The organism is Kitasatospora sp. NPDC057936 (genome assembly GCF_042887525.1).
GTDB lineage: Bacteria > Actinomycetota > Actinomycetes > Streptomycetales > Streptomycetaceae > Kitasatospora.
On sequence record NZ_JBHVPD010000005.1, the window covers coordinates 101,784 to 118,592 of the forward strand.

The following is a 16,809-nucleotide window of genomic DNA, read 5'->3' on the forward strand; positions in this document are numbered from 1 at the left end:
TGTTGATCTTCCGGACTTCAGCCCGAAGTCGCTGGAGGGTCGGCGACTCGGTCACCGGTTCGAGGGGGCGCACGGGCGGACCGACCTCGTCGCGCTCGTCGTACCGGATCGGACCTCCAAGGAAGTTGGTCCAGGGCGGGAGCGGGGACTCCGGGTCATTCGTCATCGTGCGCCGCCAGGCATTCGTCGTGCTCCAGGTGCAGAGCGCGCCATTTGGCGACCTTGCGCAGGATCGTCGGGTGCTCCGTGTGCTGGCGTTCGAGGTCCTCGAACCATAGGCAGGAAGGACACTCGTCGGCGTCGGCGGCGGGTTCCTGCTTTCGCAGCGCGATCTCATGCAGAGACATGGGCCACCGTCCGACAGGCTGCCACGTGCCGAGCGCGGATCTTTTCGAGTTCCGCCAACACGCCGGGCAGCCGGGCCTCCGGGTACTTCCTACGCATCTCCGCATCCGCGATGCGGTCGAACGCCGCGCAGACGACGCACGCGGCCTTCGAAGAGGTGGCGTTCGCGGCTCTCGGGACGTCGGGGGGACGCTCGGTAGTCGCCATGAGTGCTCCAGGTCGCTTGAACGGAAGTTGGTGCGGAGGCTTGGTGTCGTCCTCGCGGACACCGCAAAGCCGCCGCCGGTAGTGCTCTGCAGACCCCCGGGTCGAGATGTCCAACTCATCCTGCGGAGCGCCTTGCATTCAGTGAACTGGCATCAACTGCTTACCTGTGAGGAAGAGTTGGCACGTGCGCACCCGGCAGCCACCGGAAAACTTGACGAGCCCATTACCTGGCGGCATGTGCGAAGGGTGATAGAGCGGATACGGTCGGCACATGGAGGGCAACCTTTTGCTCCGGCACCACATGGCTCGGCTCGGTCTGACGCAGGCTGGGCTGGCACGCGAAGTGAATGCCGAGATCGAACGCCTCACCGGAAGGCCAGGCACCGTATCAGAGCGTACGGTTCACAACTGGCTGACAGGTAAGTCAGCTTGGCCGCCGGGGAAGATGAGGGCCGCGCTTCAGGCGGTATTCGGGTGTACTGGTCCAGACCTCGGGTTTGTGCAACCCGGCACGAGCCGACCAGCACCGGAGACAGATGTGAACAGGCGATCGTTCATGGCCGCCGCCATCGGCGCCGCTACTCCCGCAGGCATCACTGCCCCGCACCGGCTCGGCACCAGCGATGTCGGGAGAATCACCGCGAGGTTCGCAGACGTCATCGCTAGCGATCACCGACATGGGGGCCGTCGCAGCATCGAGGACCAGGCCGTAGCTTTCGCCGACGAGGCCTTGGCTCTCCAAGAATCCGGATCGGCGAGTCAGCGGGTCCGGCAGCACTTGTACGGGTGCGCTGCTGCGTTCATGTCCTCCGCGATGTGGGCGGCCATTGACGGTCGCCGCTTCGACGCTGCCGCACGGCACCATGTTCGCGCGGCCAGCCTCGCATCCATGTCCGGCGACCAGGCCATCCAATTCCGAATCTGGTCGCACGCCGGGAGCCTTTACCGCCACATGCGCCGTCCTGCGGACGCGCTCGCTGCCAATGACGTGGCACGACGACTGTCGATCACCCGGCGAGACCCGATGTTCGCCTCTCTCGGCCACGCCCGGCACGCCGCCATCCACGGCCTGACTGGTGACCACAACGCCGTTCGGCACGCCATCGGGCGCGCCCAGGAAGCCCTTTCTCGCGCTGACGCGAATGTCTCCAGGCCCATGTGGCTGACCGCGCACTATGACCACGCCGAGCTCGAATCGCTTTCCCTTGCGGCGTTCCTGGCTCTCGGCAGGTATGAGGACGCCGAAGCATGCGCTCATCGGAGCCTGGCTCTGCTGCGACCGCATATGCAGCGATCGCGGGCGATCACCACCGCGCGCCTCGCCAGGGCTCAACTTGGCCAGGGCGACTTGGAACCGGCGGTAACGACCGCTACAGGCATCCCGGCCAGTCTTGCCGAGCATCCACGTGTTGCTGGGATGCTGGACCGGTTCGGAGCAGATCTGTTCGGGGGAGCGGCAGACAGCACGGCCGCGCGGACGTGGCAGGACTACAGCAGCGATCTCAGGAGGACCGAGGCGTGATCGACATAGAGCTGCAGCACTATCGCGAGCTGACCGAGGAAGCTCGAACGAGGCTAATCGAGGCGTACGCGGATGTGCGGGCCCCGCTCCTCCACCTGCCGAACTACCGCGTCGCCGCCTTCGCCGAGCGCCTCGGCCGCCACGCCAGCGAGCCCGGCTTCGAACTCGTCCTCGGCTACGCCGGCGAGGTCCCGATCGGGTACGCCTACGGCAACACCATCGAGGAAGGCGACCGCTGGTGGACCCGGATGATCAAGCCGCTGCCTGCTGAGGTGGCCGCTCTGCCGACACTCGCCCTCAAGGAGATCGGGGTCCGCACCCAGTGGCGGGGGACCGGGGTGGCCAGGCGCATCCACGACGAGCTGCTGTCCGGCCGTACCGAGCCCCAGGTCACCTTGATGGTCAATCCCGCAGCCGGTGACGGCAAGGTCTTGGCCCTCTACGAGACATGGGGATACGAGGCCATCAACGAGGTCCAGCCGTCTCCTCAAGCGCCGCCGCTTGTTGCGATGATCCGGCCTCGGTAGTGCGGGACTTCGATGACCGTCCAGACGCCGTGTACCTGGTAGGAGGCCAGCATGCGCATCGGAATCACCGGCCATCGGGGATTGAACGAAGACGTGGAGCGGCAAGTCCGGCAGCTGCTCGCTGCGGCCCTGGACGAGCAGCGTGGTTCGGTCACGGGGATTTCGTGCATCGCGGACGGCCCTGATGCGTGGTTCGCCGAGATGGTCCTCTGCCGGGGCGGGGACATTGAAGTCGTCATTCCTGCCGAGGAGTACAGGGACTCACTGCCCGCCGACCACCACCCGCTCTATGACAGGCTCCTGGAGCGGGCATCGGAGGTTCATCACACCGGTATGACTGCCTCGGACTCCGCCGCCCACATGGCGGGCAGCGAACTCCTGGTCGGCCTCGCGGATCTCGTGCTCGCGGTCTGGGATGGGCGGCCAGCCCGGGGCTACGGGGGCACAGCCGACGTCGTCGCCTACGCCGAGCGATGCGGCGTCCCGGTCCGGGTCCTCTGGCCGGATGGCGCGAGTCGGTAAGCGGGTAGGGAGAGTTGCGTGACGTAGCAGGTGCACGACTGGCGGCTGATCTATGGATCCCCGTGGTTGAGGTGTTGCTGGACGGCGCTGAGCGTGTGATCTGACGGAGGGACCGGAATGACGATCGAGGCGGAGCTCAAGGCAGTTGTTCGTGACCCCGAGGCGGTCCTCAAGCAGTTGGGAGATCAGTACGGCGCCGGCCGCGCAGAGGTCTACCAGGACACCTACTACGACGCCCCCGACGGCAGCCTGATGGGCGAAGACCGCGAACTCCGGATCCGCACTGTTCACGGGCCTGACGACACCCGGACCGTTCTCACCTACAAAGGCGCCCGCGTCGACGAGGCATCCGGATCGAAGCCCGAACACGAGACGCAGGTTGAGGACGCCGATGCTGCCCACGAGATCGTCAAGGGCCTCGGGTTCACCCCGCGAATCCGGTTCGAGAAGCGGTGCCGCAACTACGACTTCAAGCGGGACGGGCGGCACTTGCTCGCCACGCTCGTCAGGGTGCCGGAGCTGAACGCCACGTTCATCGAAGTCGAGACCGCCGCGACCACGCGGGACGACCTCGTGCCGGCGCTCGCCGTCGTCCGGGCAGTGCTGACCGACCTCGGGATCGGTGAGGACGACCTGACGACCGAGCTCTACACGGACGCGGTCTCGGCGGCTCGTCCGGCCTGACATCGCCCCCGCTCGGCCGCTGCCGAGCGGGGGCGCCGGAATCAGGGGTTCGGCTTGTGGGCAGGAGCCGATGTGTGGACGATCCCGGAGGTGGAGCATGCCCAGGCGTGACTACGAGAACGATCCGAACGCTCCCAAGGCGAACAGCCTGGTGCCGGCCGCATCGGTGGTCGTGGTCGACGAGGCGGGCCGCATCCTCCTCCAGCGCCGCACCGACAACGGGATGTGGGGCCTTCCCGGCGGCATGATGGAAATCGGCGAGTCCCTCGGGGAGTGCGGCATCCGCGAGACGTACGAGGAAACCGGCATCCGCATCGAGATCACCGGGATCGTCGGCACCTACACCAACCCCGGGCGCGTCCTCGCCTACGACGACGGCGAGGTCCGGCAGGAGTTCAGCATCTGCCTCCTCGGGCGTCCGGTCGGCGGCGAACTCCGGATCTCGGAAGAGTCCCACGAAGTGGCGTGGTTCAGCCCCGCCGACACGGACGGGCTGCCGATGGTGCCCAGTGTCCGCAAGCGGGTGTCCGACTGGCGGTCCGGGGTCATTCCAGTTGTGCGCTGATCTGCCATGTCGGTGAGCAGTACTCTGCTGGACCGTGGCCGCGATCTGCCGATCAGTGGCCATCTGCCAGACCAATGACGGCCGGTGGGGCTGCATCTCGTATTGCTTGATCTGGGCCCCATGTCATCCGGAGGACCCGATGGTGAACTGTGCGCAGTGCTCCGCTCCCGCCGCGATCGAAGACCTCGACGAGCAGCCTCCGCAGGCCTGGTGCCTCGTGTGTGCCACCGCTCTCGTCCGGGCCGGTGATCCCGTCGTCAACTACCGGCCCTTCGAGGACCGGGACGAGTACGCGCGCGTCCTCGCCGGCGGCAGCACTGCCGTACTGCCCTTCGGCTGAAACGCCCCCGCTCGGCCGGGGCCGAGCGGGGGCGCGGCCGTACGGCTCAGCGCTTGGCGGCGGCGCGTTGGTAGGCGCGGCCGGCCAGGGGGATGACGATGGCCAGGAGCACGCCCATCACGATCGTGGCGGCGAGGATCGGGTGGTCGGACGGGAAGGCGCCGTCCGACGCGCCGCGGTCGTTGCCGAAGAGGTCGCGGGCGGCCGACACCACCGCGCTGACCGGGTTCCACTCCACGACGACCCGCATCCAGCCGGGCAGGCCCTGCGGCGGGACGAACGCGTTCGACAGGAACGCCAGCGGCATCATCACGACGCCCGCCAGCGCGCTCACCGCCTCCGGGCTGCGCAGCGAGAGGCCGACCAGCGCGCCCACCCAGGACATCACGAAGCCCATCAGCAGCAGCAGCCCGAAGCCGGCCAGTGTCTGCAGGATGCCGTTGTGGGCCCGCCAGCCGATCAGGTAGCCGACCAGTGCCATGATCGCGGAGGTCCACGAGACCAGCACGAGGTCCGCGACGGTACGGCCGAGGAGGACCGAAGAGCGCGAGATGGGGAGGGCGCGGAAGCGGTCCACGAGACCGTTGTTGAGGTCCTCGACCACGCCGACCGCCGTGGTGGTCAGGTTGGCCAGCATCACCTGGGCGAAGATGCCCGCCATGATGTATTCCTTGTAGCCCCCCTGCCCCGGCACCTGCATCGCGCTGCCGAACAGGTACCCGAAGACCAGGACGAACGCCACCGGCATGACGGTGATGCCCAGGAGCTGCTCCGGCATCCGCCGGATGTGCCGCATCTGGCGGCCCGCGAGCGCGAACGTGTCGCTGAACACCTCAGTCATGCTGTCTGCAACTCCTTGGACTGGGCGGGGGCGGCAGCGGGCTCCGCGCCCTGCTTGCCGGTGAGGGCGAGGAAGACGTCGTCCAGCGAGGACCGGCGGACGGCGAAGTCCTGCGGCTCGATGCCGAGTTGCTGCAAGCCCTGGGCGGCGGCGGCGATGGTGGTCACCCCGCCGCTCATCGGCACGGACACCGTCCGGGCGTCCTCGTCCACGCTCGGTTCGCCGGAGGCGAGCCCGGCCAGGACCCGGGTGGCGTCGGCGAGGTCCGCGGCCGTGGCCAGCGACACCTCCAGGCGCTCGCCGCCGACCTTGCGCTTGAGCTCGTCCGGGGTGCCGTCGGCGATCACGACGCCCTTGTCGATGACCACGATCGAGTCGGCGAGCTGGTCGGCCTCCTCCAGGTACTGGGTGGTGAGGAGGACGGTCACGCCGTTGCGGACCTGTTCGTTGATCATGTCCCAGAGCGCGAGCCGGCTGGTCAGGTCGAGCCCGGTGGTCGGCTCGTCCAGGAACAGCACCGGCGGCGCGGCGACCAGGCTCGCGGCCAGGTCGAGGCGCCGGCGCATGCCGCCCGAGTACGTCTTCGCCGGGCGCCCGGCCGCGGCCGTCAGGTCGAACTTCTCCAGCAGCTCGTCGGCCCTGGCCTTGGCGCCGCGCCGGCCGAGGCGCAGCAGGCGGCCGATCAGCTGGAGGTTCTCGCGGCCGGTGAGCCGCTCGTCGACGGCCGCGTACTGGCCGGTGAGGCCGACGTTCGCGCGGATCTGCTTGGCCTGGGTGTGCAGGTCGAAGCCGGCGATGGTGGCCCGGCCCTCGTCCGGCGCGAGCAGGGTGGTGAGGATGCGCACGGTGGTGGTCTTGCCGGCGCCGTTGGGGCCGAGCACGCCGAGGATGGTGCCGGCCGGCACCTCCAGGTCGATGCCGTCGAGCGCCTGGTGGTCGCCGTAACGCTTGCGGAGGCCCTCCGCCGAGATCGCCGTTTCCATGACGGCTCCTTTGCTGTGTGAGGTGGTCAGTTGACGGAGGTCAGCCGGGCGAGCAGGACGCGGCCGATCTCGGCCGCCGGCTCCGGCTGGAGCAGGTGGCCGTGGTGCGCGTGCACCGGGTGGGTGGTGATGCGGCCGGCCACGTGCGGCCGCCAGGCCGCCGCGGAGGCCGCGATCCGCGCCTCGGGGTCGTCGGTGCCGACCGTCGAGACGAACAGCAGCAGCTCGCCGTCGAAGCGGCGCGGCCGGTAGCCGTCGCTCAGCGCGTGGTTGTTGACGCCGACCTTCACGAAGGCGGTGATGTGCTGCTCCGAGAGGCTGCCGAGCGCGCTGTCCCGGCCGCGGATCAGCTCCATCGCCCGCTGGTGGTCCAGGGGGCGGGAGCGGATCTCGTCGAGGTCGTAGCCGACGAAGTCGAGCAGCGTCTCCAGGACGTCCCGTTCGGTGGGCTTGGTGTAGCCCTCGTCGGTCGTCCAGGACTCGTCGAACGGGGTCTGGTCGAGGTTGGCGAGCAGGGCGACGTCGGCGCCCTGCCCGACGAGCAGGGTGGCCACCTCGTGCGCCACCAGCCCGCCGAAGGACCAGCCGATCAGGTGGTACGGGCCCTCGGGCTGCACCGCGCGGATCTGCTCGACGTAGTCCGCGGCCATCTCCTCGACGCTGGTCGCGATGCGGGCGTCCGCGCCGTCCAGGCCGCGGGCCTGGAGGCCGTAGACCGGGTACTCGGCGGCGATGTGCTTGAGGAGCGACGAGTACGGCCAGCTGAGGCCGCCGGCGCCGTGCACGCAGAACAGCGGGTGGCGGTCGCCGCCGGTGCGCAGCGGCAGCAGCACCTCGAAGCCGTCGCCGTCCTGGCCGGTGCCGAGCTTCTCGGCGAGGCGGGCGACGGTCGGCGTCTCGAAGATGCCCCGGTTGCCGAGCTTCACGCCGAGGACGGACCGGATCCGGCTGACCAGCTGGATGGAGGTGATGCTGTCGCCGCCCAGCTCGAAGAAGCTGTCGTCGATGCCCACCCGGTCCACCTTCAGGACCTCGGCGAACAGGCCGCACAGCACCTCCTCCTGCGCCGAGCGCGGGCCGCGCGCAGTGGCCGCCGACTCGGTTGCGGGGGCCGGGAGTTGCTTGCGGTCGAGCTTGCCGTTGACGCTCAGTGGGAGGGCGTCGAGGGTGACGAAGGCGGACGGGACCATGTAGTCGGGCAGGGCGGCGGCGAGGTGGGCGCGGAGGGCTTCGGTGTCGAGGGTGCCGGGGGTGGTCGGGACGATGTAGGCGACGAGGCGCTTGAGGCCGGGCTGGTCTTCGCGGACGACGACCGTGCTTCGGGCGACGGCTGCTTGGCGGGTCAACACGGTTTCGATTTCGCCGAGTTCGATGCGGAAGCCGCGGATTTTGACTTGGTCGTCGGTGCGGCCGAGGTAGTCGAGGTGTCCGTCGGGGGTCCAGCGGGCGAGGTCGCCGGTGCGGTACATGCGGGTGCCAGCGGGGCCGTACGGGTTGGCGGTGAAGCGTTCGGCGGTGAGGGCGGGGCGGCCCAGGTAGCCGCGGGCGAGGCCGTGGCCGGCGAGGTAGAGCTCACCCGTGACACCCGGGGGAACGGGCCGGAGGTGTTCGTCGAGGATCAGCGTGCGCGTGTTCGGGATGGGGGTGCCGATCGTGGGCACACCCGTGCCTGGAGCGAGCGGTGTGGAGATGGTGGCGGCGACGGTGGATTCGGTGGGGCCGTAGGCGTTGGTCATGCGGCGGCCGGGGGCCCAGCGGTCGACGAGTTCGGCGGAGGTGGCGTCGCCGCCGACGATGAGGCTGCGGAAGTGGGGGAAGTCCCCAGCGGGGACGCTGGCGAGGGCTGCCGGGGGGATCAAGGAATGCGTGACGCGCTCGCTCGTCAGGACGTCGGCGAGGACGTCTCCGGCGAGGGGACCGGCGGGCGGGACGATGAGGGTGGCGCCGGCGGCGAAGGTCATGACGAGTTCCAACACGGAGGCGTCGAAGCTCGGTGAGGCGAACTGGAGGACGCGGCTGTCGGGGGTGACGTCGAAGCGCTGGAGTTCGGCGGTGGCGAAGGCGGCGATGCCGGTGTGGGTGACGACGACGCCCTTGGGGCGGCCGGTGGAGCCGGAGGTGTAGATCAGGTACGCCGGGTTGGCCTGGTCGACTGGGACACCGGGACGCTCTGCCGATTCCTTCGAGACGGAGGGGAGTTCGCGTAGGACGAGTGCCGGCTTCGCGTCATCGAGCATGTAGCTGATGCGGTCGCTCGGGTAGTCGGGGTCGATCGGCAGGTACGCCGCCCCGGCCTTCAGCACGCCGAGCTGGGCGATGACGATGTCGACGGATCGCGGCAGCAGCAGCGCGACGATGCTCTCCGCACCCACGCCCTGGCCGTGCAGCCAGTGCGCGAGCCGGTTGGCCCGCTCCTCCACCTCGGCGTACGACAGGACGAGCTCGCCACTCGCGATCGCGGGCGCCGAGGGCGTGGCGTCGACGGCGGCCTCGAAGAGCCCGTGGAAGGTGGCCGGGGCCAACTCCCGAGCGATGCCGGCCCATTCGCCGAGGACGAGTCCGCGCTCGTCCCCGGTCAGGACGTCGACGTCACCGACCCGGACCGACGGGTCCGCCGCGACGGCCTCCAGCACCGTGACGAGCCGCGCGCCCAACGCCTCCGCCGTCGCCCGGTCGAACAGGTCGACGGCGTACTCGACACTGCCCGCCAGCCCCTCCTCCGACTCCGCGAGCTGGAAGGTCAGGTCGAACTTGGCCGCGTCGAACGTCGCCTCGTGCGGCGCCGCCCGCACCCCCGCGAGGTCGAGCGTCGCCGCGCCGGTGTTCTGGAACGCGAGCATGACCTGGAACAGCGGGTGCCGGGCCATCGAGCGCTCGGGGTTGAGGATCTCGACGAGGCGCTCGAACGGCACGTCCTGGTTGGCGTACGCCGCGAGGTCCGTCTCCCGTACGCGGCGCAGCAGTTCGCGGAAGGTCGGCCGCCCCGAGAGGTCGTTGCGCAGGACGAGCGTGTTGACGAAGAAGCCGACGAGGTCGTCGAGCGACTCGTCCGTCCGTCCGGCGATGATGCTGCCGAGCGGGATGTCGTCGCCGCCGCCGAGGCGGTGCAGCAGCGTGGCGAGTGCGGCCTGGACGACCATGAAGAGGCTGGTGCCCGTCTCCTTGGCCAGCGCCGCGAGGTGACCATGAACCGAGGAGGGGACCGTGAACGTGACGGTGTCCCCGCGGTAGCTCGTCCGGGCCGGGCGGGGCCGGTCGGTGGGCAGCGGGAGTTCCTCGGGCAGTCCCGCGAGTGCTGTGCGCCAGTAGTCGACCTGCCGGTTGAGCTCGCCGGCCGGGTCGTGCTCGTCGCCGAGGACCTCGGCCTGCCACAGTGTGTAGTCGGCGTACTGGACCGGCAGCGGCGTGAACTCCGGCGCGCTGCCGCCCAGTCGGGCCGCGTACGCCACCGAGAGGTCGCGGGCCAGTGGCGCCATCGACCAGCCGTCCGCCGCGATGTGGTGCACGACCACCAGCAGCACGTGTTCCTCGTCCGAGACGGTGAACAGTCCGGCTCGCAGAGGCAGTTCGCGCGCCAGGTCGAAGCCGCGCCCGGCCTCCGCCGCGACCGCCTCGGCGCTGTACGGCGCGCGGAGCAGCTCCGGCCGGGCCGCGTCGGCGGGCAGGATCAGCTGCTGCGGCCGCCCGTCGGCGTCGGGGAAGACGGTCCGCAGGCTCTCGTGCCGCGCGGTGACGTCGGCGAGGGCCGCCTCAAGAGCCGACGGGACGACCGGCCCGGTGAGGCGGACGGCGATCGGCAGGTTGTAGGTCGCGCCGGGGCCCTCGAAGCGGTCGAGGAACCAGAGCCGCCGCTGGGCGGCGGACAGCGGCACGGGCTCGGGCCGCACCCGGGCGGTCAGCGCCGGGCGGGTGCTCGCGGCGTCGCCGAGGCGTTCGGCGAGGGCGGCCGGGGTCGGCGCCTCGAACAGGGCGCGGACGGGGAGTTCGGCGCCGAGCCGGGCGCGGACCCGGCCGGCGACCCGCACGGCGAGCAGCGAGTGGCCGCCGAGGTCGAAGAAGCCGTCGTCGATCGAGACGCTCTCCAGCCCGAGGACCTCGGCGTAGATCGCGCACAGCGCCTTCTCCTGCGCGGTGCGCGGCGCCCGGCCGGTGCCGGCGGCGCGCGGGCCGGGAGCGGGCAGGGCGGCGCGGTCGAGCTTGCCGTTGACGGTGCGCGGGAGGCGGTCGAGCGGGACGATCGCGGCCGGGACCATGTAGTCGGGCAGCCGCTCGTCGAGCACGCGGCGCAGCTCCTCGGCGGCGGGCACGGCGCGCCCGGCGGCGGGGACGGCGTAGCCGACCAGCTCGCGGATGCCGGGGCGGTCCTCGCGGACGACGACGGCCGCGACGGCGACGTCGGGGTGGGCCTCGATGGCGGCGGTGACCTCGCCGAGCTCGATCCGGAAGCCGCGCACCTTGACCTGGTCGTCGGCCCGGCCGAGGCAGTCGAGGCGGCCGTCGCGGGTCCAGCGGGCGAGGTCGCCGGTGCGGTACATGCGGGAGCCGGCCGGGCCGTACGGGTCGGCGGTGAAGCGTTCGGCGGTGAGGCCGGGGCGGCCGAGGTAGCCGCGCGCGAGTCCGGCCCCGGCCAGGTACAGCTCGCCGGGCACGCCGGGGGCGACCGGGCGCAGGGCCGCGTCCAGGACGTACGCCCGGTAGTTGTCGAGCGGGCGGCCGATCAGCACCCGGCCGGCGTCGGTGATCCGCTGGCCGACGGCGTCGACGGTGGTCTCGGTGGGCCCGTACAGGTTGTAGGTCACCACGCCGTCGATCCCGGCGAGTTCGGCGCGCAGCGCCTCGCCGAGCGCCTCGCCGCCGAGGGCGACGACCAGCGGGCGGGCGGATCCGTCGGTGGTGAGGCCGAGTTCGTGGAGCTGCTGGTAGTGGCCGGGGGTGGTGTCGAAGTGGTCGATGCCGCCGACCCGGCGCGCGTAGGCGGCGAGCGCGGCGGGGTCGTGCCGGGCCTCGTCGTCGATCAGGTGCAGTTCGTGGCCGCGCAGCAGCCACAGCAGCGGGTCGATCGCGGCGTCGAAGGAGAACGACGCGGCCAGCGCGGCCTTGAGCCGGCGCCCGCCGGTCGAGGCGATCTCGCGGGCGTAGAGGCGCTCGAAGTGGTCGTGGTAGAGGTTGACGACGCTGCGGTGCTGCACGGTGACGCCCTTGGGGCGGCCGGTGGAGCCGGAGGTGTAGATGACGTACGCGGCGTTGTCGGGGCGCGGGGCGCCGGAGCGCTCGGCGGCGGTGAGCGGGGCGGCGGACCACCGGGCGTCGTCCCGGACGGCCAGCACCTCGGCGGGGTCGGCGAGTTCGGCGACCGGGCGGGCGTCGTCGGTCATGTAGGCGATGCGGTCGGCCGGGTAGTCGCGGTCGACCGGCAGGTAGACGGCGCCCGCCTTCATGACCGCGAGCAGCGCGACGACGTGCTCGGCGCAGCGCGGCAGCCGCACGGCGACGACCTGCTCGGGCCGGACGCCGTCGGCGACGAGCCGGCGGGCCAGCCGGTTGGCCCAGGCGTCGAGTTCGGCGAAGGTGAGCGCGGTGTCCCGGAAGACCAGGGCGGTGGCGTCGGGGGTGCGGGCGGCGGCCGCCTCGAAGAGGCCGGGGACGGTGCCGGTGGGGTGGTCGCTCGCGGTGTCGTTCCACTCGACGAGGACGCGCCGGCGCTCGTCCGCGGTGAGCAGGTCGAGGGCGGAGAGCGGCCGGTCCGGGTCGGCGACCAGCGCGGCGAGCAGCCGCACGAAGCGGTCGGCGAGGTCCTGGGCGGTCTCCCGGTCGAACAGGTCGGTGGCGTACTCGACGCCGCCCGCGAGGCCGTCCGGCGTGCCGTCGGCGGTGAAGCGCTCGGCGAGCACGAGGGACAGGTCGAAGTTGGACATCCGCAGGCCGACCGGCTGGGACGTGGTGCGCAGCCCGTCCAGGTCGAGGCTCGCCTCGGCGGTGTTCTGGAAGGAGAGCATCACCTGGAACAGCGGGTGGCGGGCCAGCGAGCGGCCCGGGTTGAGCACCTCGACGAGCTGCTCGAACGGGACGTCCTGGTGGGCGTAGGCGGCCAGCGAGGCCTCGCGGACGCGGTCGAGCAGCTCGCGGAAGGTCGGGTCGCCGGAGGTGTCGGTGCGCAGCACGAGGGTGTTGACGAAGAAGCCGACGAGCTCGTCGAGCGCCTGGTCGGTGCGGCCGGCCACCGGGGTGCCGAGCGGGACGTCCTCGCCCGCGCCGAGGCGGGTGAGCAGGGCGGCGAGCGCGGCCTGGGCGGCCATGAAGACGCTCGCGCGGTGGCCCTGGGCGAGGACGGCGAGCGCGCGGTGGACGTCTGCGGGCACGGTGAGCCCGACGGTGCCGCCGCGGTGGGTCATCTCGGGCGGGCGGGGGCGGTCGGTGGGCAGGGCCAGTTCCTCGGGGAGGCCGGCCAGGGTGGTGCGCCAGTGCTCGATCTGGCGGGCGAGTTCGCCGCCGGCGGTGTGCTCGTCGCCGAGCACCTCCTGGCGCCACAGCGTGTAGTCGGCGTACTGGACGGGCAGCGGCTGCCAGTCCGGCGCGGTGCCGCCGCGGCGGGCGCGGTAGGCGGTGGAGAGGTCGCGCGCGAGCGGGGCCATCGACCAGCCGTCGGCCGCGATGTGGTGGATCACGAGCAGCAGCACGTACTCGGTGCCGTCGAGGGCGAACAGGCGGGCGCGGAGCGGGATCTCGCGGGTGAGGTCGAAGTCCCGGGCGGCGGTGGCGGCGAGCGCCCGGGGCAGCTCCTCCTCGGTGGCGCCGACGACCGGGACGGCCGGCGCGGCCTCGGCGGGGGCGAGGACGTGCTGGCGCGGGTCGCCGTCGGTGTCCGGGAAGACGGTCCGCAGGCTCTCGTGCCGGGCGACGACGTCGGCGAGGGCCGCGCGCAGCGCCGGGACGTGCAGCTCGCCGGAGATGCGGATCGCCATCGGCAGGTTGTAGGTGCCGCCGGCGTCCTCGAACCGGCCGAGGAACCAGAGCCGCCGCTGGGCGGGGGAGAGCGGGACGGTGGCGGGCCGCGGGCGGGCGGTGAGCGCCTGGCGGGCGCGGTCGGCGCCGCCGACCCGCTCGGCGAGGGCGGCCACGGTCGGCGCCTCGAAGAGGGCCCGGACGGGCAGTTCGACGTCGAGCTCGGCGCGGATCCGGCTGATCAGGCGGGTGGCGAGGAGCGAGTGGCCGCCGAGGGCGAAGAAGTCGTCGTCGGCGCCGACCTCGGGTAGTCCGAGGACTTCGGCGAAAAGGGTGGCGAGGAGCTTCTCGCGTTCGGTGGCGGGGGCGCGGCCGGGTGCGCGGTCGGCGAAGTCGGGGGCGGGGAGGGCCTTGCGGTCGAGTTTGCCGTTGGTGTTGAGCGGCAGGGCGTCGAGGGTGACGATCGTGGCCGGGAGCATGTAGTCGGGCAGGTCGGCGGCGATGTGGGCCAGCAGGGCGGCCGGGTCCGGGGTCGTCCCTGCGGCGGGGACGACGTAGCCGACCAGCAGTTTGACGCCGGGGCGGTCTTCGCGGAGGACGACGGCGGCGCGGGTGACGCTGTCGTGCTTGACGAGGACGGATTCGATTTCGCCGAGTTCGATTCGGAAGCCGCGGACCTTGACCTGGAAGTCGGTGCGGCCGAGGTAGTCGATGGTGCCGTCGGGGGTCCAGCGGGCGAGGTCGCCGGTGCGGTACATGCGGGTGCCGGGGGTGCCGTGGGGGTCGGCGGTGAAGCGTTCGGCGGTGAGGGCGGGGCGGCCGAGGTAGCCGCGGGCGAGGCCGGTGCCGGCGAGGTAGAGCTCGCCGGGGGTGCCTTCGGGGACGGGGCGCAGGGCCGAGTCGAGGATGTAGGCGCGGGTGTTGAGCATCGGGCGGCCGATGGAGGGGCTGGCCGTGGTGCCGTCCAGGACGGCGGTGGTGGACCAGATGGTGGTCTCCGTCGGGCCGTACACGTTGAGCACCGACCGCCCGGCCGAGGCCATCGCCTCGGCGAGCGCACCTGGTACCGCTTCGCCGCCGACCAGCATCCGGAGGCCGGAAAGCGCCTGCGGTACCTGGGCGGTGAGCGTCTGCCAGAGGGAGGGGGTGGCTTGGAGGACGGTGGCGTCGGTCTTGGTGATGAGGGCGGCGAGGGCTTCGGGGTCGAGGACCTCGTCCTTGCTCGCCACCACCACGGCGGCGCCGTTGAGGAGGGGGAGGTAGAGCTCCAGGGCGGCGATGTCGAAGGAGACGGTGGTGACGGCGATCAGGCGGTCGGTGCCGTCCATCGGCACCCGTGCCGACATGTCCGTGAGGAAGTTGTCGAGCGCGGCGCGGGGGATGACGACGCCCTTGGGCCGGCCGGTGGAGCCCGAGGTGTAGATCGCGTAGGCGGGGGTGCGGCCGTCGTGCTGAAGCCGGAGCGGTTCGGCGGACTGGGCGGCGAGCTGCTCCCGCACTGCCGCATCGTCGAGCAGCAGCGTCGGCGTGCCGGGCAGGCCCTCCGCCGTGGCCCGCGTCGTGAGCAGGAGCGAGGGCCGGGCGTCCTCCAGGACGTAGCCGAGGCGCTCGGCGGGGTGCTGGGGGTCGAGCGGGACGTAGCCGGCGCCGGACTTCTGGACGGCGAGCAGCGCGACGAGCAGGTCGGTGGAGCGGGGGAGGGCGACGGCGACGTAGCCCTCCGCCCCGGCGCCGTGCTCGACGAGCAGGCGGGCCAACCGGCTGGAGCGCGCGTCGAGTTCGGCGTAGGTGAGCCGCTCATCGCCGCTGATGACGGCGGTGGCGTCCGGCGTCGCCGCGACCTGCCGGGCGAAGCGCCCGAGCAGCGGCTCCAGCACCGGCGCCGCCTGCGCCGAACCGGCCCACGCGTCGAGCACTCGGGTCCCGTCCGACAACCGCAGCCGCCCGACGGGAAGTTCGGCCACCGAAGCCGCCTCGCCGAGCAGGCGCAGCAGCGCAGCGGCGAGCCCGTCGACCCGCTCCTGCGAGAGCAGGTCGGGCCGGTGCGCGAGGTCCAGCGCCAGCGTGCCGCCGAGGCCGACGGTGAGGCTCAGCGGGTAGTGGGTGCCCTCGTGGTTGCGGCCGTCGACGACGCCGAGGCCGCCCGCCGAGCGGCGCAGGCCCTCGGTGTCCACCGGGTAGTTCTCGAACACGAGCAGGGTGTCGAAGAGTTCGCCGTGCCCGGCGGTGCGCAGCACGTCGCTGAGGCCGAGGTACTGGTGGTCCATGAGCCCGGCCTGCTGGTCCTGGAGGCGCTCCAGCAGGGCGCCGAAGGTCTCGGCCGGGTCGAGGGCCACGCGCACCGGCAGGGTGTTGATGAACAGGCCGACCATCGACTCGATGCCCGCGACCTGTGGCGGACGGCCCGAGACCGTCCCGCCGAAGACCACGTCGTCGCGGCCGGTGAGCCGCCCGAGGACGATCGCCCAGGCCGCCTGCACGACGGTGTTGACGGTGACGCCGCGCTCGCGGGCCCAGCGGACCAGGGCGGCGGTCTGCGCCGTCGGCAGCTCCGCCCGGGTGGCGACCGGGACGACCGGTGCGCGGGACGGGTCGGGGGCGGCGAGCAGCGTCGGCTCCTCCAGCCCGCCGAGCACCTCCCGCCAGGCGGCCTCGGCGGTGGCGCGGTCCTGGGCGGCCACCCAGGTGAGGTAGTCGCGGTAGGGGGCGACGGGCGGCAGCGCGCGCTCGTCGGAGCCGCGCCGCAGCAGCCCGTACAGCTCGAAGAGTTCGCCGATGACCGTCGCCCGGGACCAGCCGTCGACCAGGATGTGGTGCACGGTGACGAGGAACCGGTGCCGGTCCGCGCCCTGGGAGACCAGGGTGAAGCGGATCAGCGGCGGGCGGGCGAGGTCGAAGCGGCGGGCGCGGTCCTCGGCCGCGACGGCCTCGGCGGCGTGCGCCCACGCGCCGGATGGTCGGCCGGTGAGGTCGACGACGGTGAAGTCCGGGGCGACCTCGAACGGGATCAGCTGGACCGGCTCGCCGTTCTTGCGGTACCGGAACGCGGCCCGCAGGCCGGCGTGCCGGCGCAGCAGGGCGGCGCAGGCGCCGCGCAGCGCGTCGGTGTCCAGCTCGCCCTCGATGTCCAGCGCGAGCTGCATCGTGTAGACGTCCGGGCCCTGGGTGTCGTAGCGGGCGTGGAACAGCAGGCCCTGCTGGAGCGGAGAGAGCGGCAGGATGCTCTCGATGCGTGGCTTGGCCTTGGTCGTCGCCGCCATCGTCGCCGCCGTCGTCGCCGCCGTCGTCGCCGCCGTGGTCGCTGCCGTGGTCGCTGCCTTGGTCATGTCGC

General features: G+C 72.1%; 10 protein-coding genes. 6 read left to right on the top strand and 4 right to left on the bottom strand.

What is annotated here, in order from left to right; translation table 11 throughout:
- Window positions 1–155: 155 nt before the first annotated feature.
- A complete protein-coding gene (locus ACFVU9_RS04590; protein WP_387589854.1) occupies window positions 156–347 on the bottom strand; it encodes a hypothetical protein in 192 nt (63 codons plus the stop codon).
- 761 nt (window positions 348–1,108) lie between these two features.
- On the opposite strand from ACFVU9_RS04590, the gene ACFVU9_RS04595 reads away from it, so the two are divergent.
- The 6 genes from ACFVU9_RS04595 to ACFVU9_RS04620 all read left to right on the top strand — a co-directional run bounded on the left by ACFVU9_RS04595 (window position 1,109) and on the right by ACFVU9_RS04620 (window position 4,712).
- On the top strand, window positions 1,109–2,074 hold the full coding sequence (locus ACFVU9_RS04595; protein WP_387589857.1) for a hypothetical protein: 966 nt from the start codon (window positions 1,109–1,111) through the stop codon (window positions 2,072–2,074).
- Complete coding sequence (locus ACFVU9_RS04600; protein WP_387589860.1) at window positions 2,071–2,601, top strand: GNAT family N-acetyltransferase; 531 nt, start codon at window positions 2,071–2,073, stop codon at window positions 2,599–2,601. The genes ACFVU9_RS04595 and ACFVU9_RS04600 overlap by 4 nt, the downstream gene beginning before the upstream one ends.
- Before the next feature lie 51 nt (window positions 2,602–2,652).
- Window positions 2,653–3,123: a hypothetical protein gene (locus tag ACFVU9_RS04605; protein WP_387589863.1), complete on the top strand. Its 471-nt coding sequence runs from the start codon at window positions 2,653–2,655 to the stop codon at window positions 3,121–3,123.
- A 117-nt stretch (window positions 3,124–3,240) separates the two neighbouring features.
- Window positions 3,241–3,807, top strand: coding sequence for a class IV adenylate cyclase (gene cyaB / locus ACFVU9_RS04610; RefSeq protein WP_387589866.1), 567 nt, complete (start codon window positions 3,241–3,243; stop codon window positions 3,805–3,807).
- 97 nt (window positions 3,808–3,904) lie between these two features.
- The gene (locus ACFVU9_RS04615) at window positions 3,905–4,372 is read left to right on the top strand and encodes an NUDIX domain-containing protein (RefSeq protein ID WP_387589869.1); all 468 of its coding nucleotides are present in this window, start codon (window positions 3,905–3,907) and stop codon (window positions 4,370–4,372) included.
- A 139-nt stretch (window positions 4,373–4,511) separates the two neighbouring features.
- Window positions 4,512–4,712, top strand: a complete 201-nt coding sequence (locus tag ACFVU9_RS04620) for a hypothetical protein (RefSeq protein WP_387589871.1) — start codon at window positions 4,512–4,514, stop codon at window positions 4,710–4,712.
- Window positions 4,713–4,758: 46 nt separating this feature from the next.
- Here ACFVU9_RS04620 and ACFVU9_RS04625 read toward each other — a convergent pair whose 3' ends face one another.
- Genes ACFVU9_RS04625 through ACFVU9_RS04635 form a run of 3 tightly spaced genes read right to left on the bottom strand, consistent with a single transcriptional unit; the run spans window position 4,759 to window position 16,804 of the window.
- Window positions 4,759–5,553 carry an ABC transporter permease gene (locus ACFVU9_RS04625; RefSeq protein ID WP_380436779.1) on the bottom strand — a complete coding sequence of 265 codons (795 nt, stop codon included), beginning with the start codon at window positions 5,551–5,553 and terminating at the stop codon, window positions 4,759–4,761.
- Window positions 5,550–6,536, bottom strand: a complete 987-nt coding sequence (locus ACFVU9_RS04630) for an ATP-binding cassette domain-containing protein (protein ID WP_380436781.1) — start codon at window positions 6,534–6,536, stop codon at window positions 5,550–5,552. Before ACFVU9_RS04630 ends, ACFVU9_RS04625 begins: the two co-directional genes overlap by 4 nt.
- Window positions 6,537–6,562: 26 nt before the next feature.
- Window positions 6,563–16,804: an amino acid adenylation domain-containing protein gene (locus tag ACFVU9_RS04635; RefSeq protein ID WP_387589876.1), complete on the bottom strand. Its 10,242-nt coding sequence runs from the start codon at window positions 16,802–16,804 to the stop codon at window positions 6,563–6,565.
- Window positions 16,805–16,809: the final 5 nt, after the last annotated feature.